This window comes from Haloarcula sp. NS06, assembly GCF_051122755.1.
Taxonomy (GTDB): Archaea; Halobacteriota; Halobacteria; order Halobacteriales; family Haloarculaceae; genus Haloarcula.
Genome location: NZ_CP184844.1, coordinates 2,650,702 through 2,669,230, shown reverse-complemented (window position 1 = coordinate 2,669,230; position 18,529 = coordinate 2,650,702). Strand labels below are relative to the sequence as shown.

Annotated in this window: 20 protein-coding genes and 1 pseudogene; 10 read left to right on the top strand and 11 right to left on the bottom strand. The window is 61.6% G+C overall.

Features of this window, described 5'->3' with window-relative positions; genetic code table 11:
- The first annotated feature begins 85 nt into the window (after nt 1-85).
- On the top strand, nt 86-220 hold the full coding sequence (locus ACODNH_RS17695) for a DUF7128 family protein (RefSeq protein WP_004517924.1): 135 nt from the start codon (nt 86-88) through the stop codon (nt 218-220).
- 40 nt (nt 221-260) lie between these two features.
- Here ACODNH_RS17695 and ACODNH_RS17690 read toward each other — a convergent pair whose 3' ends face one another.
- Complete coding sequence (locus ACODNH_RS17690; protein WP_306706540.1) at nt 261-686, bottom strand: DUF5796 family protein; 426 nt, start codon at nt 684-686, stop codon at nt 261-263.
- A 122-nt stretch (nt 687-808) separates the two neighbouring features.
- Between ACODNH_RS17690 and ACODNH_RS17685 the strand changes: the two genes are divergently transcribed.
- Together ACODNH_RS17685 and ACODNH_RS17680 are read left to right on the top strand one after the other, a co-directional pair.
- Nucleotides 809-2,353: an alkaline phosphatase family protein gene (locus ACODNH_RS17685; protein ID WP_434530683.1), complete on the top strand. Its 1,545-nt coding sequence runs from the start codon at nt 809-811 to the stop codon at nt 2,351-2,353.
- Nucleotides 2,354-2,428: 75 nt separating this feature from the next.
- Nucleotides 2,429-2,959, top strand: a complete 531-nt coding sequence (locus ACODNH_RS17680; RefSeq protein WP_434530682.1) for an Rrf2 family transcriptional regulator — start codon at nt 2,429-2,431, stop codon at nt 2,957-2,959.
- A 36-nt stretch (nt 2,960-2,995) separates the two neighbouring features.
- Here the strand turns inward: ACODNH_RS17680 and ACODNH_RS17675 are convergent, their stop codons facing one another.
- Nucleotides 2,996-3,946 (bottom strand): zinc-dependent metalloprotease, encoded by a 951-nt coding sequence (locus ACODNH_RS17675; RefSeq protein ID WP_434530681.1) that lies wholly within the window; start codon nt 3,944-3,946, stop codon nt 2,996-2,998.
- 84 nt (nt 3,947-4,030) lie between these two features.
- Nucleotides 4,031-4,315 (bottom strand): hypothetical protein, encoded by a 285-nt coding sequence (locus ACODNH_RS17670; protein WP_434530680.1) that lies wholly within the window; start codon nt 4,313-4,315, stop codon nt 4,031-4,033.
- Between the two features lie 113 nt (nt 4,316-4,428).
- On the opposite strand from ACODNH_RS17670, the pseudogene ACODNH_RS17665 reads away from it, so the two are divergent.
- The 5 genes and pseudogenes from ACODNH_RS17665 to ACODNH_RS17645 all read left to right on the top strand — a co-directional run bounded on the left by ACODNH_RS17665 (nt 4,429) and on the right by ACODNH_RS17645 (nt 7,986).
- A pseudogene (locus tag ACODNH_RS17665) lies at nt 4,429-5,488 on the top strand (M20/M25/M40 family metallo-hydrolase).
- Between the two features lie 71 nt (nt 5,489-5,559).
- On the top strand, nt 5,560-5,742 hold the full coding sequence (locus tag ACODNH_RS17660) for an LSM domain-containing protein (protein ID WP_004517917.1): 183 nt from the start codon (nt 5,560-5,562) through the stop codon (nt 5,740-5,742).
- Nucleotides 5,739-5,912, top strand: a complete 174-nt coding sequence (locus tag ACODNH_RS17655; RefSeq protein WP_004517916.1) for a 50S ribosomal protein L37e — start codon at nt 5,739-5,741, stop codon at nt 5,910-5,912. Before ACODNH_RS17660 ends, ACODNH_RS17655 begins: the two co-directional genes overlap by 4 nt.
- 14 nt (nt 5,913-5,926) lie before the next feature.
- Nucleotides 5,927-7,369 carry an amidophosphoribosyltransferase gene (gene purF, locus ACODNH_RS17650; RefSeq protein ID WP_434530679.1) on the top strand — a complete coding sequence of 481 codons (1,443 nt, stop codon included), beginning with the start codon at nt 5,927-5,929 and terminating at the stop codon, nt 7,367-7,369.
- 56 nt (nt 7,370-7,425) lie between these two features.
- Nucleotides 7,426-7,986 (top strand): GNAT family N-acetyltransferase, encoded by a 561-nt coding sequence (locus ACODNH_RS17645; protein ID WP_434530678.1) that lies wholly within the window; start codon nt 7,426-7,428, stop codon nt 7,984-7,986.
- 2 nt (nt 7,987-7,988) lie between these two features.
- Here the strand turns inward: ACODNH_RS17645 and ACODNH_RS17640 are convergent, their stop codons facing one another.
- Entirely contained in the window at nt 7,989-8,549 is a 561-nt protein-coding gene (locus ACODNH_RS17640) for a DUF420 domain-containing protein (RefSeq protein ID WP_434530677.1), read from the bottom strand.
- Nucleotides 8,550-8,610: 61 nt separating this feature from the next.
- The gene (locus ACODNH_RS17635) at nt 8,611-10,146 is read right to left on the bottom strand and encodes a hybrid sensor histidine kinase/response regulator (protein WP_306706523.1); all 1,536 of its coding nucleotides are present in this window, start codon (nt 10,144-10,146) and stop codon (nt 8,611-8,613) included.
- A 130-nt stretch (nt 10,147-10,276) separates the two neighbouring features.
- Here ACODNH_RS17635 and ACODNH_RS17630 point away from each other — a divergent pair, with 130 nt between their 5' ends.
- Complete coding sequence (locus ACODNH_RS17630) at nt 10,277-11,029, top strand: TrmB family transcriptional regulator sugar-binding domain-containing protein (protein WP_434530676.1); 753 nt, start codon at nt 10,277-10,279, stop codon at nt 11,027-11,029.
- Between the two features lie 57 nt (nt 11,030-11,086).
- Here the strand turns inward: ACODNH_RS17630 and ACODNH_RS17625 are convergent, their stop codons facing one another.
- Both ACODNH_RS17625 and ACODNH_RS17620 read right to left on the bottom strand, forming a co-directional pair.
- Nucleotides 11,087-13,360: a CDC48 family AAA ATPase gene (locus tag ACODNH_RS17625; RefSeq protein ID WP_434530675.1), complete on the bottom strand. Its 2,274-nt coding sequence runs from the start codon at nt 13,358-13,360 to the stop codon at nt 11,087-11,089.
- Nucleotides 13,360-13,605, bottom strand: a complete 246-nt coding sequence (locus tag ACODNH_RS17620) for a DUF7127 family protein (RefSeq protein ID WP_058996004.1) — start codon at nt 13,603-13,605, stop codon at nt 13,360-13,362. Before ACODNH_RS17620 ends, ACODNH_RS17625 begins: the two co-directional genes overlap by 1 nt.
- A 147-nt stretch (nt 13,606-13,752) precedes the next feature.
- On the opposite strand from ACODNH_RS17620, the gene ACODNH_RS17615 reads away from it, so the two are divergent.
- Entirely contained in the window at nt 13,753-14,529 is a 777-nt protein-coding gene (locus tag ACODNH_RS17615; RefSeq protein WP_434530674.1) for an alpha/beta fold hydrolase, read from the top strand.
- Nucleotides 14,530-14,724: 195 nt separating this feature from the next.
- Here the strand turns inward: ACODNH_RS17615 and ACODNH_RS17610 are convergent, their stop codons facing one another.
- The 4 genes from ACODNH_RS17610 to ACODNH_RS17595 all read right to left on the bottom strand — a co-directional run bounded on the left by ACODNH_RS17610 (nt 14,725) and on the right by ACODNH_RS17595 (nt 18,525).
- Complete coding sequence (locus tag ACODNH_RS17610; RefSeq protein ID WP_434530673.1) at nt 14,725-16,458, bottom strand: histidine kinase N-terminal 7TM domain-containing protein; 1,734 nt, start codon at nt 16,456-16,458, stop codon at nt 14,725-14,727.
- 124 nt (nt 16,459-16,582) lie between these two features.
- Nucleotides 16,583-17,269 (bottom strand): protein sorting system archaetidylserine synthase, encoded by a 687-nt coding sequence (locus tag ACODNH_RS17605; protein ID WP_306706511.1) that lies wholly within the window; start codon nt 17,267-17,269, stop codon nt 16,583-16,585.
- Nucleotides 17,270-17,341: 72 nt separating this feature from the next.
- Nucleotides 17,342-18,037, bottom strand: coding sequence for a metal-dependent hydrolase (locus ACODNH_RS17600; RefSeq protein ID WP_306706508.1), 696 nt, complete (start codon nt 18,035-18,037; stop codon nt 17,342-17,344).
- 191 nt (nt 18,038-18,228) lie between these two features.
- The gene (locus ACODNH_RS17595) at nt 18,229-18,525 is read right to left on the bottom strand and encodes a hypothetical protein (protein WP_306706506.1); all 297 of its coding nucleotides are present in this window, start codon (nt 18,523-18,525) and stop codon (nt 18,229-18,231) included.
- Nucleotides 18,526-18,529: the final 4 nt, after the last annotated feature.

Below are 18,529 nucleotides of genomic sequence, written 5' to 3'. Positions count from 1 at the left end.
GCCGCCTTCTTGCAATCCGACTCCCTTGAGGGTTCCCGTTGTGTTGCGGGAAAATAATATACGGGCGGCAATTCGAGTCTCTGATATGGTTGTCCAAACCGAGAGAGACGAGGTCACGTGGTACAAGTGCGAGACGTGTGGCCTGATGTTCGACGACCAGAGCGACGCGCGCCAGCACGAGGAGAACTGCGACGACGAAGACCCGTCCTACATCCAGTAACGGTCCTCGCCCCGCAGTCGCGCCTGCCCCACTGCAGGGCTCACCCCTCGACGATTTCGAAGCTCCGCTCGCCGAGTTCGTCCTCCTCGAAGACGAACACCCGGCCGTTCGTCACGTCGTAGTCCACCTCAACTGCCGTCCGCATCTGATTGTCCCGGACCGTGACGCCCGGGAACAGTTCGTCCTCCTCGCCGTCGTCGAGGATGACCCGCCCGACGCCTGTCTCTTCGAGAATATCGTCATGTGTCCGGAGGTCGTTGACGTACACGAGGATACCTGATGTCTCCGTTTTGTCGGTTATCAGGACGTGTGTGTCTTTGCCCGGCGAAGTCTGGATACTCCCTTCGACCGCCGTTGGGACGCCGTGATAGAACGCCTGGCGGCCGTCGAGGTACTCCACGACGACGCCGTCCTCGGTCAACTCGACCGAGACGGTGTCCGGTGCGATGTCCGACCGGTTGCTCATACCAACTGTTCCGGCGGCGCGCTCAAAAGTGACGCGTTGTCAGTCTCAGCCGAGCGGACATTGTGCAACCCCATCGGACGGGGTGCGAAAGGGACTAGTGACTCCCCTGTCTCCGTCTCAACATGACGAAGACCCTCGTCGTCGGACTCGACGGCGCGAGCTGGGAACTGCTCGACCCGTGGATCGAGGCCGGCGAGCTCCCGAACCTGGCCGCGCTGCGGGACACCGGCACCTGGGCGGGGACGCAGAGCTGTCTGCCGCCAGTCACGTTCCCGAACTGGAAGTGTTACTCCTCGGGTAAGGACCCCGGCGGGTTCGGCGTCTTCTGGTTCGAGAACGTCGACCTCGCCGCGGGCGAGATCAACGTGATGAACGGCGGCGACTACCACACCGCCGAGCTGTGGGACTACCTCAACGACGATGGGCAGTCGGCCGGCGTCGTCAACATGCCGACGATGTACCCCCCGCGGGACATCGACGACCTCGTGGTTGCCGGCGGCCCAGACGCCGTTGAGGGGGAGTACCGCTCGATCAGTTCCGGCTACACCTCGCCGCCGGGACTGGCCGAGGAGCGACAGTCCCGCTTCGATTACAGCGTCCACCCGGATCCGCTGCTGTCCTCGAATGACGAACGCGGCGCGGAGGTCGAGGCCATTCTGGACCTGCTAGAGAAGCGCTTCGAGGTGGCGACGACACTCATGGACGAGCGGGACCTCGATTTCGTCCACGTCACGCTGTTCTATCTCAACGTCCTGCATCACTTCTTCTGGGACGACGAGCCCAGTCTGCGCGCGTGGAAACTGGTCGACGAGTGGGTCGGTCGGCTCGACGACCGCGAGGACCTGAACCTCGTCCTGATGTCCGACCACGGCTGTGACGCGACCCAGACGGAGTTCTACATCAACGAATGGCTGGCCGAGAACGGCTATCAGGTCCGGGATACGAGCGTCGACGCCGTCCTCACACGAATCGGACTCGACCGTGAGAACCTGCTTGCGGTCGCAAAGCGGGCCGGACTGGTGGACACGCTTGCCCGCGTCGTCCCCGAGTCCATCCAGCAACTCGTCCCGCAGCGCGACGGCGTCAAACGGGACCGGAAGCTCGAAGCCGTCGACTTAGAGCAGACAAAGGTCGTCGCCAGCGGGCAGGGACCGGTGTACATCAACCCTCGCTTCGACGTGGAATTGGTCCGCGAGTCGCTGATGGCCGACCTCCGCGAGGTTGAAGACGAGCACGGGTCGCTGTTCACTGACGTGTACAGGGGCGAAGACGTGTACAACGGCCCCTACGTTGACGCGGGCCCCGACGTGGTCGTCGACCAGCGCCCGGGCGTCCACGTCAACGACGGCATCGGCGGCGGGACCATCCAGAGCGGCCCCGACCGCTGGGCGGCCGAGAATACACCCTATGGAATCTTCGCCGCCAGCGGCCCGGACTTCGAGCCACAGGGCGAACTCGACAGAATCAGCATCCTCGATATCGCGCCGACGGTGCTGGCCGCCCATGGCTGTGCTATCCCAACTGATATGCGCGGCGAAGTGCTCCCGGTGTTCTCTGAGGACCCCGCCGTCGGCGAGCGTGAACCGCTCGGTATCGATGACGCTCTCGGAAGCGATGAGGGCGACGCCGTCGAAGACCGCCTGAAACAACTGGGATACATGGAGTAGCCATCTCCGTGAGAGCGACTGGCGGTGAATGAGTGAACCCAATGGGATAAGTAGCCGCTCCCGATACACTCCGGTATGGTTAGCATCGATCTGAACAACAGCCAGCGAACGATGCTTACGACGCTGGTAAACAGGTATCAACAGACCGGTGAGGCAGTTACCGGCGAGACAATCGCGGAGGAGATCGACCGGAATCCAGGAACGGTACGGAACCAGATGCAGAGTCTGACCTCGCTGGGACTTGTCGAAGGAATTCCCGGCCCAACGGGTGGGTACAAGCCGACATCTGAGGCGTTCGACGCAATCGACCGCCAGCAGATAGACGAGGCCGAGAGCGTCGTCGTCGCCCACGACTACGAACGAGTCGACGTCACCGTCGAGGAAATCAACTTCACCAACGTTCACGACCCGGAGAAGTGTCGCGCGCGGTTCCACCTCCAGAGTTCGGTGCAGGGCTTCAGCGAGGGACAGGCCGTCATTCTCGGCCCGACGCCGATCTCGAAGCTCGTCGTCGCCGGGACGGTTGTCGCTGTCGACGAATCGAACAGCGAAATCCTCCTCGATGTCGCGAAAATAGAAGGACCTGTAGAAGAACCGGAGAAATAACCGTTCCGTGCGGCCACGGGGCGTGCTGTAGCGATTTCAGGGATCGACGCGGTCGATCCACAGCGTCGGCGTCTCTATCTCGTCTTCAGTTGGTAGTGTGTCCGGAGAGTCCCAGACACGCCCGGCCGCGGCAACGCCGCGGGCGTCTGCGACCGTGTCGAAGAACGCTTTCCCGCGTTCGTACTGTTGCCGTTTCATCCCGAGTCCGAGCAGTCGGCGCATGAGCGACGCGATGGGGCCACGTCCCTGTCGGCGCTCGTCGACTTTCCGCCGCAGGTCGTCGTACTCGTCATCGAAGGCACGGTCCATCAGCAGCTCCGCGTACCCCTCGACGGCGGTCATCGTCGTATCGAGTTCGCCAAGTGTTGTCCGGTCGATGTTGCCGTCGGTGAGGTTGTCGATGGCGTCCTCCATCGCTGTTTCGAGGTGATCGGACAGCCACGGGGCCGCACCGAACTCTGCCGCGTGCGTAACTTCGTGGAAGGCTATCCAGCGGCGGAAGCGGTCCCGCTCAACGTTCAGCTGGCTGGCGACCCGGTCGATGTTGGGGCGCACGAAGTACAGCGCGTGGGCGTCGTTGTCCGCGAGCAAGACAGGGTCATATTGGCCTAAGACATTGTTTCCAAGAAACGACAGTGCAACGGCCATCGACCCGGTGTTGACGACACGGGCGATGCCGGGCATATACTCGGCCTGCTGTTCTATCGGCTCCATCACACGGCTGAACGTGGCGACGTTGGCGTCGATCCAGTGATGTCGGTTCTGGATTTCGACGGTTTCGGGCAAATCAAAGGCGAGTTCGCCGACCTCCCGGACGCGATCTCGTGCGTCCCGAACGTCGGTCGCGTAGCCGTCGCGTTCGGGCGTCTCGACGGTGAGGTCTCCCGTGTCCGTGGCGCCCTTCGCGGCGTCTGCGACAGCACTCCAGTCGATGGGGCCGTCGCCGGTCGCGCCAGCGACAGCCTGAACGCTGTGGTATAATCCCATACGTCTGAAATGTGGCGGGAGAAAATAGGCCTTCTCCCTGTGAAAACGACTCCCCGCATCCGGTTCGGAAGCAGGACCTATCCGCTACAGGTCGACATCGCTGTCGTCAGCGCCTTCGGACCCACCGAAGTACAGGCGCAGAACAAGCGCGACAACTGCGACGACGCCAAGTACCGCGAACGCGAGGCGACCGACGCCGGGGCCACCGCCGTCTTCTGCGTCTGTTTCGTCGCTCGATTCGTCTGTCCGGGACCGCGACCACCGCGATTTGCGCTCCGATTCGTCGTCATCGTCGGCAGCGCTGAACGGGGCGTTCGCAGTGAACTCCGCGCCGTCGAGATGCAGTTCGAGGAGGGTGAATTCTGCCATAGTGACAGTTCAGCGCCGCGACTCTTAGCCGTGGCGGTACCATGGCCACGCTGAGATGTCCCAGACCGTATGCCGTCCGTTGTTTTCATGACCACGGGGCAATTATCTCGTGTATGGACACACGACGACGAGAGTTCCTTGAATCGCTGCTGACAACGCCCGGCCCATCTGGATACGAGGCCGACAGCCAGCGCGTGTGGCTCGACTACGTCAGCGAGTTCGCCGACGAGGTCCGAACGGACGACTACGGGAACGCTGTCGCAAAGGTCGAGGGCGGCGACACGACCGTTGCGCTCGCCGGCCACGGCGACGAAATTGGATTCATCGTTCGGGACTTCACGGACGACGGGTTCATCAAACTGGGCCGTATCGGCGGCTCTGACAAGACCGTCTCGCGCGGACAACACGTCACCATTCACACGACCGACGGTCCCGTCTCGGGCGTCGTGGGACAGACCGCGATTCACCTCCGGGACTCGGACGACGACTCCGTGCCGGAGATCGCTGAACAGCACGTCGACGTCGGGGCCGAGGACGGCGACGAGGTAGAAACGCTCGTTGACCGCGGCGACCCGGTGACGTTCGTCCAGACGGTGAGTGAACTGGAGAACGGCCGCCTCGCTGCACGGGCGATGGACAACCGTATCGGCATCTGGGCGGCCGCAGAGGGCCTCCGCCGCGCAGCAGAGTCAGACGCGGACGCGACGGTGTACGCTGTCTCGACGGTGCAGGAAGAGGTCGGCGTGCAAGGTGCGAAGATGGTTGGGTTCGACCTCGCGCCGGATGTCGCCATCGCGGCGGACGTAACACACGCAACGGACGCACCGGGCTCGCCTGGCAAAGCCGCGACGGGTGTGGAACTCGGCGGGGGACCGGTCGTTGCTCGCGGGAGCGCGAACCACCCGGTCGCTGTCGATGCCCTTCGCGAGACGAGCGACGCCGAGGACATCGACATCCAGTTGCAGGCGACCGGTATCCGGACCGGGACCGACGCGGACGCCTTCTACACTTCCCGCGGTGGGATTCCATCGGTCAACGTCGGCCTCCCGAACCGATACATGCACACGCCGGTCGAAGTCATCGACCCGGACGATCTCGACGCGCTCGCGGACCTACTCAGCTGGCTTCGCCGTCCGAGCGGCCGAGCGAGCGCCGTTTAGCGTCGACGTGTAGGATAGCGGAACGGTCTCGCGCGCCATCAGACAAACGGTACGTTTAAGCGGCCATCACTATCCAAACCGTACATGAGTGGACGACCGCTGGATGTACTCGAAGCGTCCCTCGGTGAGACAGTCACCGTACAGCTGAAGGGTGGCGAACTGTTCGAGGGGGAACTCACCGGCTACGACCAACACATGAACCTCGTCGTCGAGGATGAAGACACAACGATTATACGCGGCGATAACGTCGTCTCAATTACTCCATGACTGGCGCAGGAACTCCGAGTCAGGGCAAGAAAAACACCACGACGCACACGAAGTGCCGACGGTGTGGTGAAAAGTCGTATCACACGAAAAAGAAGGTCTGCTCGTCGTGCGGTTTCGGCAAGTCGGCCAAGCGGCGTGACTACGAGTGGCAGTCGAAAGCAGGCGAATAACACACTCAACACAAATGCACGAGAAGTGCGGCGTTGTTGGCATCTCTTTGGAGGACCGTGACGCCGCCCGACCGCTTTACTACTCCTTGTACGCGCTCCAGCATCGCGGCCAGGAATCAGCGGGTATCGTCACCCACGACGGGTTCCAGCAGTACAGCCACGTCGAAATGGGACTCGTCGGTGACGCATTCGACCCCGGCGATCTGGAGGCGCTCAACGGCTCGAACGGTATCGGCCACGTCCGATACCCGACAGCCGGAAGCGTCAACGCCTGCTGTGCCCAGCCGTTCTCCGTCTCGTTCAAGTCGGGATCGCTGGGACTGTCCCACAACGGGAACCTCGTCAACGCCGACGAGATCGGCGACGAACTGGCCGACCTTGGTCACGCCTTCACGTCCGACGGCGACACCGAGGTCATCGCCCACGACCTCGCGCGTAATCTTCTCGAGGAGGATCTGGTTCGGGCTGTCAAGCGGACGATGAACCGCATCCACGGGTCGTACTCGCTGACCATCATGCACGACGAGACAGTCCTCGGCGTGCGCGACCCGCAAGGGAACCGACCGCTGTGTATCGGCGAACTCGAGGACGGCTACGTCCTTGCTTCTGAATCAGCAGCTATCGACACGCTTGACGGCGAGCTGATCCGTGACGTCAAGCCCGGTGAACTCGTCGTCCTGCACGCCGATGGAACCGGCTACGATACCTATCAGCTCGTCGAACCAGAGAACACGGCCAATTGTTTCTTCGAGCACGTCTACTTCGCGCGACCGGACTCGACTATCGACGAAAACCTCGTCTACGAGGTCCGGCGCGAGCTCGGTCGGAAACTCTGGGAGGAGTCCGGCGTCGAATCAGACGTGGTGTTGCCGGTGCCAGACTCCGGGCGTGCGTTCGCCTCCGGGTACGCCGAGGCCGCACAGGACGACGGCTCGGACATCGAGTTCGCTGAAGGGCTGATGAAAAATCGCTACGTCGGCCGCACGTTCATCATGCCGACGCAGGACGAACGCGAGCGGGCCGTTCGGCTGAAGCTCAACCCCATCAAGTCCACAATCGAGGGCAAAAGCGTCACCATCATCGACGACTCTATCGTCCGCGGGACCACCTCGACGCAACTGATCAAGTTGCTGAAAGACGCCGGTGCCGAGGAAGTCCACGTCCGCATCGGCGCACCGCCAATTGTTGCCCCGTGTTACATGGGCATCGACATGGCCTCCCGCGATGAACTCATCGCCGGAAACCAATCTGTAGACGAAATCCGCGACGAGATTGAGGCGGACTCGCTGTCGTATCTCTCTATCGACGCCATCGCGGAAACGCTGGACAAGAGCCGGACTGACCTCTGTCTCGGCTGTGTCACCGGCGAATACCCCTATGATATCGAGGGCGAGGCGACGGACCGCGACGTTGCCCGCCCGGACATCGGGACGCAGTCGAGCCCGGCTGACGACTAGCGTCGTCGGTGCTGCACAGCACTACATTTTTGCCCAGTCCAAGCGAGGCATCGTCCATGCCAGGGCCGTCCTTCCTCGCGACTGACCGAACCGCCCTCCGGTCCCCGGAACGAGACGATCTCGACTGGATACAGCACGTCTTTCACGAGGAGCAGGTCTGGGGGCTAGGGACGTACGCCCGCCCGCCGACCACCGACCAGATGGAGACCTACTACGAGGAGACCCTGTCCGACGAAGACTCGGTCCATCTACTGATCTGTATCGACCCGGCTGGGAATCCCGGTCCAGTCGAGGACCGGACTGAGCCGGTCGGACTCGTCGCCATGACGGACCACGACACGGAGCGGGGCACAGCCGAACTGGCCTACTGGCTCGACCCGGACGCCTGGGGCGAGGGGTACGCCACTGAGGCGGCGGGCAGGCTGGTCCAGTATGGCTTCGACCAGCGGGCGCTCCGGAAGTGGTCGGCAAAGATTGTGGGCGGAAACGACCGCTCTGTCGCGGTGATCGAACGGCTGGGGTTCACGAAGGAAGGCACGCACCGGGCGGAGTGGTATCTCGACGGCGGGTGGCGCGATATGTTGTGGTTCGGCCTGCTCCGAACGGAGCGCGAGTAAGCTTACCAGACCAGATACAGCATCGCGTACACGATGATTCCCATCGAGAAGGAGATCAGCCACAGGCTTGCGGCCAGTTTCCCGGCACGCGGGTGGTTCGTTGACGGCAGTTCTGAGACGGGGTACGTATAGGCCAAGAGCAAGACGTAGTACACCGCTGGGATGGCGATGATGGCAAGCAGGATGTGGACGGCGAGAAACGGCAGGTAGAAGTAGGTTTCAACGACTGACGGGCCGGTGAAGTCCGTCGGTCCTTCGAGCGTTATCCGATAGAGGTACAGCACGAGAAACAGGGCGAACAGGCCAAACGAGGAGAGCATCAGCTTCCGGTGTCGGGCGACGTTGCCGCGGCGTATCGCTCGGATACCGCCAACGATTGTTCCGATAGCGAGGGCGCTGACCACGGCGTTGGCGTGGGGGATCGCCCCGAGAATGCTCGCGGGCGCAGCGGGGAGAGCCGACTGGGGAATCGCCCCGAGCACAGCCCCGAACACGAGCGCGAGCGACACGATCGTCAATAGGCCAGTGAGTGCTGGCACGCGATACCGAGCCTGAAGATCCATACCATAACTCCGGACTGGACCCAAAATACGGTTTCGAGTCACGTACGGCGAGACGGGGTAGCTACGTAGTTTTCGCTGACGGCTGCTCGACGCCGGTAACGTGCAGACGGACCTGTCCAGTCGGTTCGTTGGAAAGGGCGATTTCCCATCCGTGGCCGTGGGCGATTTCCCGGATCACGGCGAGGTGGAGCCCGACCCCTTCGTCACTGGTGGCGTAGTAGAGTTCAAACGGTCCCTCATTACCCGCCTCCAGCGGGGGGCCGTCGTGCTCGAGGGCGAACCCAGTGGCCGTGTCTGTGATTGTTATCTTCCCGGTATCGCCCTGCTCCGTGGCAAGCCGGAAGAAGTTTTCCGCAAGCTGACGCAGTCGGTTGCTATCGGCCAGTATCGTCTCGGTACAGTCGATTTCGATGGTCGACCCAGCGGTGTCGACCGTCGTCCAGGCGTCCGCCATCACGTTGGAGAGCGTGACTGGCTCGACGGTGTACTGTCGACTGCCCTGTCGGGCGATTTCCATGAGGTCATCGATAAGAAACGAAATACGGGTGTGGCTTCGCTGGATAGCGTCAAACTCCTCGGCGGCGTGTTCAGCGGCTAGCAGTTCGACCCGCCCCATCGCTGCCTGAAGGGGATTCCGGAGTTCGTGTGAGATGATCCGTGCGAGCTCTCGGAGTCGCTCTTTCTGTCGTTCCAGTTCCGTCGTCCGCTGCTGGAGCGCGTCTTTCGTCTGGCTTGCGTCGATAGCCAGCGCGATATTGTGGCCGACCTCCCGGAACGTATCTTGTTCTTCCGTGTCGAAGATATCGACACGGTCGGCGTATACCCCGAGGACGCCGTACGACACCCCATCGTACACCAGTGGGACAGCGAGAACTCGGGCACAGTCCGTCTCCAGTGCGTCCGCGTCATCCGCGAACGTTGCTGGGTCAATGTCTGCAACGACCAGTCGGTCTTCCGACTCGGCGCGGCGCAATGGCTCCGGCGCGGTGATAGAAACACGGTCACGCTGTGACCCCAGCGCTCGAACGACCGGCCTGTCGTGCTGACAGGTCACCGTACAGGCCTCGCTGTATCTGGCTGTGCCCGCCAGAACCGCCGTGACGTCGTGTTCGATATCCATCCGTGACTGTGAGCGGACGAGCGCCTGATTGACCAGCCGGACGGCCTCATTGAGCTGTTTTCGCTTATTCGCCCGCTGACGGGCCGGACTGGACGCGACGGCCGCGTCGACTTGCGCCAGAAGCCGCTGGTTGGCGTCGCCCACTGTGCCCGGAACGTAGCCAAACACGTCGCGGCTGTAGGCTTCACGGGCGATGTCTCCGTTTGTCACCTCAGCAAAGAGGACGACTGGGAGTTCGGGATGGCTTTCCCGCAGTCGGTCGATAACCGTCAGCCCACCGAGATACTGTGTTCCGTCCGGATTCGTGACTTCGCAGTTCGTGACGACGCAGTCAGTGTCGTAGTCGCCAAGCGCACACTCAAGATCACGAACACCGTCGAACTCGTGGACGGTGAGACCACTGTCCCGGAGCATCGAAATCGCGGCCCTGTCCTGGCTCGGACTACGGACGAACAGGACGGTGGGCTGTGACTTCATCACCTTTCCGAGGAGACACACGCATAAAGAAGTTACACCACGACCATCTCTATTGATGACAGTTCCCTGTCTCAGCGACGGTAGCGCCCAATTCAGGGGACGATTTATACACGTGGCAGTGTATCCTCTGATGATGGCACAACCGGGGCTGGAAATCCATCGGACCCAGTCGGCAGTCATCGATGCAATACAATCGCTTATCGACAGTGCCGAGGGGAGCCTCACGATTGCGGTCCCGAAATTGTCTCTCTCAGAGTTTGTGCCGCAACTCAGCGCCGCTATCAAGCGGGATGTGCTGGTGTTGCTACTGGTCCATGGCGATGAGACAGGACCGACGCCCGCATACGAGGATATCGCAACGGCGGTCAGGACAATCGAGAGCGGCATCACCCCACTGCTCGTCACCGCCGATACCCAGCGTGGACTCACTGGTCATGCCGATATGCTGACTGACTCGATAGCAGACTATCAGGCGACTGAATTCGACAACAGGAATCTCGCACACGACGAATTCACGATGTTTCTCGGTAGTCACTGGCTGATGGGGACGGAACGCTATGTCGCCGACGTATGTGCGTTCCCGCGGACCTTCTCCGCGTTTCAGTTCGCAGTACTCATGGCGGCGCTGGCGCTGCGCGCGGGGACGCCGGTCACTGCCCGCGCTCGGGTACTCTCGACTACGGACCGAACTGAGACAACGATATCTGGACCGGTGATAAACGCCCGGCAGAGCCTCGTCTATCCCGCATCGAGCAAGAACCCGGCTGAACGGTCACTCACCATCGAGACCGACGATGGACCAGTCACTGTCGGCGGGTCCGGTGCGACCAAGGAAGCCTACGAATGTCGCGAAATCACGCTTGACAGGGCTGACGACGAATAGCGAAGCGGGAAACGTGCCTACAGTGCGGAAAAATCAGCGGTGGTGTGCCGACCGTCGCTACTGGAAGGTTCGGCTGGCCGTGCTTTCGTCGGTGACGCCGGGTTCTGCCCGGTCGAAGCGCTGTTCGATCTCGTCGTAGCGCTCGCGGGTCTCCTCGGTAACGCTGGGGCCGACTTCGGAGAGCGCATGCTCGAAGTGGTCCATCGTCACGCGGACGTTGCTGACACTGTCGCCGATCTCCTCGGGGTCCACGCTGTTGATGAACTCCCGGGTCGCGGCCATCGATGCCTCGCGGGCGACCGCTTCGATGTCTGCGCCGACGTAACCGTCCGTTCGGCTGGCCAGTTCGTCAAGGTCGACGCCGTCGGCCAGCGGCTTGTCGCGGGTGTGGACCTGGAAGATGGCGCGCCGGGCTTCCTCGTCCGGGACGGGCACGTGAACGTGCCTGTCGAGCCGCCCGGGGCGCAGGAGTGCATCGTCGATGAGGTCCGGCCGGTTCGTGGTCGCGACGACCACGACGTTCTCCATCTCCTCGATGCCGTCCAGTTCCGTCAGGAGCTGGGAGACGACGCGTTCGCCGACGCCGGAGTCGGTCGTACCGCCGCCACGTTCGCCGGCGATGGAGTCGATTTCGTCGAAGAACACCACCGTCGGGGCGTTCTCGCGGGCCTTACTGAACACTTCGCGGACGCCCTTCTCGGACTCACCCACGAACTTGTTCAGGAGTTCCGGCCCCTTCACGGAGATGAAGTTGGACTGGGCCTCGTTGGCGACGGCCTTCGCCAGCAGCGTCTTCCCAGTGCCGGGTGGGCCGTACATCAGCACGCCCTTTGCGGCTTCGAGGTCCATCGACTCGAATACGTCTTCGTATTCCAGGGGCCACTGGATGGTCTCCCGGAGCCGTTCCTTGGTGCCTTCGAGTCCGCCAACGGAGTCCCAGGTGACGTCCGGAACTTCGACGAAGACCTCCCGGAGCGCGGAGGGCTCGATGCCCTTCATTGCCTCGCGGAAGTCCTTGTCGCTGATTTCCAGGCGTTCAAGCACCTCGGCGTCGATCTCGTCGGATTCGAGGTCGAGTTCGGGGCGGATACGGCGGAGTGCGTTCATCGCCCCTTCTTTCGTGAGGGAGGCGAGGTCAGCGCCGACGAAGCCGTGAGTGTTCTCGGCGTAGTTCTCGATGTTGATCGCCTCGGAGAGGGGCATCCCGCGGGTGTGGACCTGCAGGATCTCTTTGCGGCCCTCCTTGTCTGGGACACCGATCTCGATTTCGCGGTCGAAGCGGCCACCACGGCGCAGTGCCGGGTCGATGGCGTCGACACGGTTCGTCGCGCCGATGACGATGACCTGCCCACGCTCTTCAAGCCCGTCCATCAGGCTGAGCAGCTGGGCGACGACGCGGCGTTCCACGTCGCCCTGCGTCTCGCCGCGCTTCGGGGCGATAGAGTCGATTTCGTCAATGAAGACGATAGCGGGGGAGTTCTCCGACGCCTCGTCGAAGACTTCGCGGAGTTGCTCCTCGCTTTCGCCGTAGTACTTCGACATGATCTCCGGCCCGGAGATCGTGGTGAAGTACGCGTCGATCTCGTTGGCGACGGCCTTGGCCATCAGCGTCTTCCCTGTGCCGGGCGGGCCGTGCAGGAGAACGCCTTTCGGCGGCTCGATACCGAGCTGCTGGAACAGTTCGGGGTGGCGCATCGGCAGCTCGATCATCTCACGGACCTGTTCAAGCTCGCGGTCGAGGCCGCCGATGTCCTCGTAGGTCACGTCAGGCGTGTCGCGAGCTTCGGGTGCGCCCTCGCCGCTGTGGACCTGTTCGGCGGGCATCTCGCTGACCTGGATGTCCGTGGAGTCAGTCACGACGACCGTGCCGGAGGGTTCTGTCTCGGCGATCTTCAGCGGAATCTTCTGGCCGGACATCGAGGAAAGCGGTCCGAGGCCGAAGCTCACCGGAACTGTCTGCCCTTGCGTGACGGCTTGGCCGCTGAGGTTGTTGCGAATCATCGGCCCGACGTTGCCCCGAACCCGGAGGTTCTGGGGCAGCGCGACGGTGACCGAGGTCGCGGGGTTGACATCGGCCTTTTCGATATTGACCGGGTCATCGATACCGACGTTGGCCTCCTGTCGAAGTTGCCCGTCGATACGAACGATGCCTTTCCCCTCGTCTTCGGGGTAACCGGGCCAGACCCGGGCGACTGCGCGGCTGTCCTGTTTTCCTTCGAGAACGATGTAGTCGCCGTTCTCGAGTTCGAGTTCGTCCATCGCGGCGCGGTCGATAGCCGCGAGGCCTCGGCCGGCGTCTTTCTGTTTGAGTGGTTTAACAGTGAGTCTCATCAGTAATCTCCCTCGCTCTCTGACAGTTCGATAGTGAGAACCCCGTGGTTGATAAACGCTCGTGCGTCGCCAGCGGGGATTTCTTGTTCGTACTGGTGGCCGTCAGCGACGACGATGACGGTCCCGTCGACCACATCGACACTCGCATCGGCGGCAGGTCCCACGTCCGCCGCGAACACGACACTGTCGTCGTACTCGAATCGGCGGAGTGGCGTCTCGTCGAACAACTGCTGTTCTGAAGTCATGCTAACTCAAAGTAAGCGATACAAGTATATAAACTCATCGTCGAAATACGCCATACGGCGGAAAAATAAGTGGAGTTGCTTGAATGCGGTTCACACTTTCTTTGAGCGCGCCAACGTTTTATCCACACCGCTTCCGAACGGTGTCGCATGGAACGGGTCAGTCACAACGGGCGAGTCACGGCGTACAGACAGACGCAGTCTACTGCCACGGGACCGACAGCGCTGTATGTCCACGGCAGCGGGGCGACACACCGCGTGTGGGGCCGCCAGTACGCCCCGTCCGGACCGACCCATCCTGCCGTCGCGCTGGACTTGTCAGGCCATGGAGACCCCGATGACGTCGATAGCGAGGCCGGCACCACGACACTCGACGCCTACGCGGACGATGTGGTCGCTGTGGGGCGGGAGACAGACGCGGACGTGCTGATCGGTAATTCACTGGGCGGGGCCGTTGCCCAGTGGGTCGCACTTGAGCGGGACTGGATGCCCGAAGCGGTGGTGCTACTTGGAACTGGCCCTGAACTCCCGGTGTTCGAAGGACTGCAGGAGTGGCTCGCAGACGACTGGGAACGCGCCGTCGAGTTCCTGCACGAACGGGACCGCCTGTTCCACGACACGGACCACGAGGCCCTCGCCCGCTCCCGCGAGCAGATGGCGGCGGTCGGGCAGGCCGTGACCCGCCGCGATTTCATGACCTGTCACGGGTTCGATGTGCGCGACAGACTCGGCGAGATTGATGTCCCTGTGCTTGCCATCTGTGGCGAGCACGACAAACTGACCCCGCGTGCGTATCACGAGACGCTGGCCCGTGAGACACCTCACGGGGAGGTATCGTTTGTCCCCGATGCCGCCCACTTAGCGATGGTCGAACAAGCTGAGGCGTTCAATGACAGTATGGCGTCGTTTATCGAGGATGCGGTCTGAGTGATTCGGCGTCTACTGAATCGGCGCTGTTGAGATTCACACCTGCTGACAGCGTACAAGAGCCAGAAAGGCAATCCGTTGGCTGTCTACCGTCTGTGACTACTTCTGAGGTGGGCGCACAGAGAATGGGTTTGCCACCCGATTGTCCCTTGCATATTTCAGGGTGCCAATGACAGGTGCCGGCAATAGCAGGCATCACGGCTGCGGCTGTGCTGCTGAAGCAGGCGGCAGGCGAATCGTGATGACCGAGCCCCGTGGCGTATTCTCGGTGAACGTGATCGCGCCACCGGAGTTGGTGATCGTCCAGTAGGCGATCCAGAGACCCAGCCCACTGCTGTGCTTGAGTGCCGTTTCTGTCCCCGTTTCGATCACCTCCTGTTCCCGGTCAGGGAGCCCAAGACCGTTGTCGGCAATCTCGATTATGACGTCCCCGTGTCCATCAGTGTCCCTCCTAACCGTCACCGCTACCTCCGGGACCGCCTGATCATTGTGTTCGGCCGCGTTTTCCAGAACGTTTCGCAGCGCGGAGTCAACCAAATCAATAGCGGACACCGCCGCCGTTTCGGGTCGCTCGACGTGAAATTCCGCGTCTGGATACGTTTGTTCGAGGTCAGCAACTACGTCTGCAATGACAGCACTGATATCAACAGTCGTCGTTTCGGCTGTCCCGTTCCCGACAAACCGTTCAAGATCGCGGGCCTTCTCGCTTAACGTAATAATGTCCTCGCCTTTCCGTTTGATTCGCTTCACTTGTGGCTGGTCTTGCTGTGACATGAGAAGGTTCTCAGCGGTCCCCAGAATAACCTGCATATCGTTACGGATGTCGTGACGAAGGACACGGTTGACGACCTCCAGTCGCTGGCGCTGGCGATCAATGCGCTGTTCGCGCTCTTTGCGCTCGGTTACGTCAGTGAGTGTGAGTAGCTGTCCGGTGACTGTACCGTAGCCACGGTATAGCGGCGTCAACCGGACTTCGTATGCTCGGTCTTCGCCATCTACAGAGATGGTAAGTTCGGCTCGGTCCGGGGGGTCGTCGGTTGGTGCGTCACGGAGAGCTGCCAGACTGGGGAGCAAATCCTTGAGAGGTTGGCCAATACATTCCGAGCGTGAGGCGCTCATAATGTCTTTTGCCTGTGGATTGAGATCGACTATGGTCCCCTGTTCGTCGACGACGATGACGGCCTCCGCCATTGAGGCGACGATCTCATCTCGGGCAATCTCTCGGGCTGCAGGAATGACTTGCAGCAATTGCCGGCGAAAAATAGCACCCCCCAGAAGGACCCCACTGAATACGAATCCTATCTTGGTCAGGTCAAACACGCTTGAAACGCCAGTCAGATAGAGAATGTTCCCCGTCCACGGGAGGAGTGCTGCTAAGCTGAGTCCGATGGCCTGGCTACGGTAGACACGTCCTGAGAACAGCGCCAACTTCAACATGAGACCGGTCCCGACAGCCATCACGACATACGCGTAGGCGGTCCATACCCAGAACGCGGGCCCTCGCTCTGTCGCCAGAACGACAAGTGATCCCTGAAACGTCAGCTCCATCGAGGACCAGAACAGCCCGTGGTATTGGTTCGTCCATGCGAGCAGAACCATCAGGGCAGGCCCAAGGAGTATGCCTCCCAGTACCTTGCGAGTCGGAAGGCGGGTCTGGCCCGTGTACTGGATGGCAAACAGGAGCCACACGACAGGAACGACGCCAATTGCCGGATACATGAGCTTGAGTGCAAGGCGCTTGGTTGCAAGGTCAGTCGACCCGAGTTCAATCAGAGAGATTACTGACCACCATGCGATTGCAAGCATCAAAAAAGCGAGCGAGCGAGAACCCGTGCACTCGCGGTAATGCACGCCAACGCCAGCGATGAGAAGCGAAACTACAGCGGATAGAAGCGGGATATACAGGTACCAAGAGAACTGGAAGTCCATTCCTACTGTTGAGCTCCGTACTCCACGTGTATGCGGTTAACAGACTTTAAACCACCAGACATAGTGCGGAAGATGGTGGTGTGGCGAGTATGACGGAAAACGAACGGCTTCTGTTGCAGGTAGCTCAGTCTCCGAGATAGAACCACGGGCTGAGCGCGAAAAACAGCAAAGCGATGACAAGCATCACTCGCGGTCCAGCACGGAATAACGCCGTTGGCGCGACGACGGCGACCGCTTGCACAACACCCATCGGAATGGCGTGTTTCGGCCCCGGCTTGGGGTAGTCGAAGGGTGCAATCATCGCCAGCGAGAGGGCGAGCGCGCCGACACTCAAGACGAGCGGATTCGTGATGCCGCTCAAATACGCCGTTGCGATGATGATACTCCCGAGCGTGTTCGGCATTCCCGGCCGCTCGTCAGGTGCATCGAAATACGTCGAGTAGAACGCTGTTCTGACGATGGAGCACACGACGTACGCAGAGGCGAGCAACGCGAGGCCGACGAACACGGCAGGATGGGCGGATTCGATACCGCCGTACGCCTCTGTCAACAGTACGTACAGGAAGAGGCTCGGTGTCGCGCCAAAGGAGACCACGTCAGTCACAGAGTCAAGCAGCGGGCCGACCGCCGAGCTATCGCCGTTCCGGGCGACGATTCCGTCGATAGCGTCGGCGATAACCGCCAGCAGAATGAGCCGAGCGGCCAGATGCGGGTCAGTGAAGGCGATGGCTCCGGCAACGAACCCGACGACGGCGTTGAACAACGTCACCGTGTCGGCGACACTGAGTCGTCGGCGTACCTCGAAGCCCATGCTTCCCCGGTTGGCCACGGCGTATATGAAGGACTCGAAAGCGAACGGTCCGCAGTGCCGACCGGCGGTCCATCACTCGTCCGGGAGGTCGTGGCCGATGCGAAGACGAGCAGCGGTGGCGAGCGTCCCGACGACGAGGACGACCAGTTCCCAGCCGCTCCGGGCGATTGGGAACACGCGGTCGACGGCCTCAGGTTCCGACTGGCCTGGATTGGGGTCGATGCCGGTACTCATTTGCACCTCGTTGGAGTTACCCATCGACTGCGTGGTCGAGCCGCCGCTTGCCCCGCCCGTACCAGTGCCGCCGGACGTCTGAGCGGGCGGCTCAGGCAGCTCGATGAACGTCTGGACAATCCCACGCTGGCTCGACAGCTCTAGGTGGCCGTTGAGCTGATAGAACTGGTCGTACAGTGGCCAGAAGAGGTTCGCACCGCCCGTAATCAGGTCCAGCAGGACGTGCCCTACCACATACACCACGACACAGAACCAGCTGACTCGAACACCGTACGCCCCCCAGCGGCCCTTGATATACGATTCCTCACGCACGTACAGGTCGACTCCAATGAGGAGCGCCAGCACTGCCGGGATGACGAGATTCGTCGTCGCAGCCCGGTGGCCGGCCTGCCAGTAGAGGCCGAGGAACGCGTCTACATCGGGGAACGTGACGACGAGTATCGACAGGAGCAGCGACCGCTTATCGAAGGCAGCACCCAGCAGCGTTGCAGCGAGTAACCCAACAAAAGCGTAGTGAACCACCAGCGAAGGCATATAGCTATCACTACCACCACAGAAATGAGCGTTGTGGTGGGCTCTATCAGAATTAGAAACTACCCCACCTGATTAATATGGCCACAGTAAATACATTGTTAGTGGGGAATCGGTGGGGTGGAGCGGCACCCACTATCACTTCTGTAGACAGGCTCGACACGTCGGGTTACAACAGCGAAAACGAGAACTGCTCAGTCTGCCGTGATTTCTTGCTGCGTCGTGGCCGCCTCGTCCTTCATTGGGGCGACGAGCCTGTAGACCCCGTACAGGGCCAGGACCAAGAGGCCGGCCAAGACCAGCCCGGTCCGGAGCGTCGGATCGATCATCGGGGTCGCGATGATCTCGCCCGCGTCGTTCGTCAGCGGTGCCGCGCTGTAGGGCTTACCCGCCAGTATCTCCACGATGCCGAGGACGACGACGCCCAGCAGCATCAGTCCGCCGCTGAGTGCCATCGCCGCTTTGTCGATGACGGTGGTGTGTTGTTGCATTGGT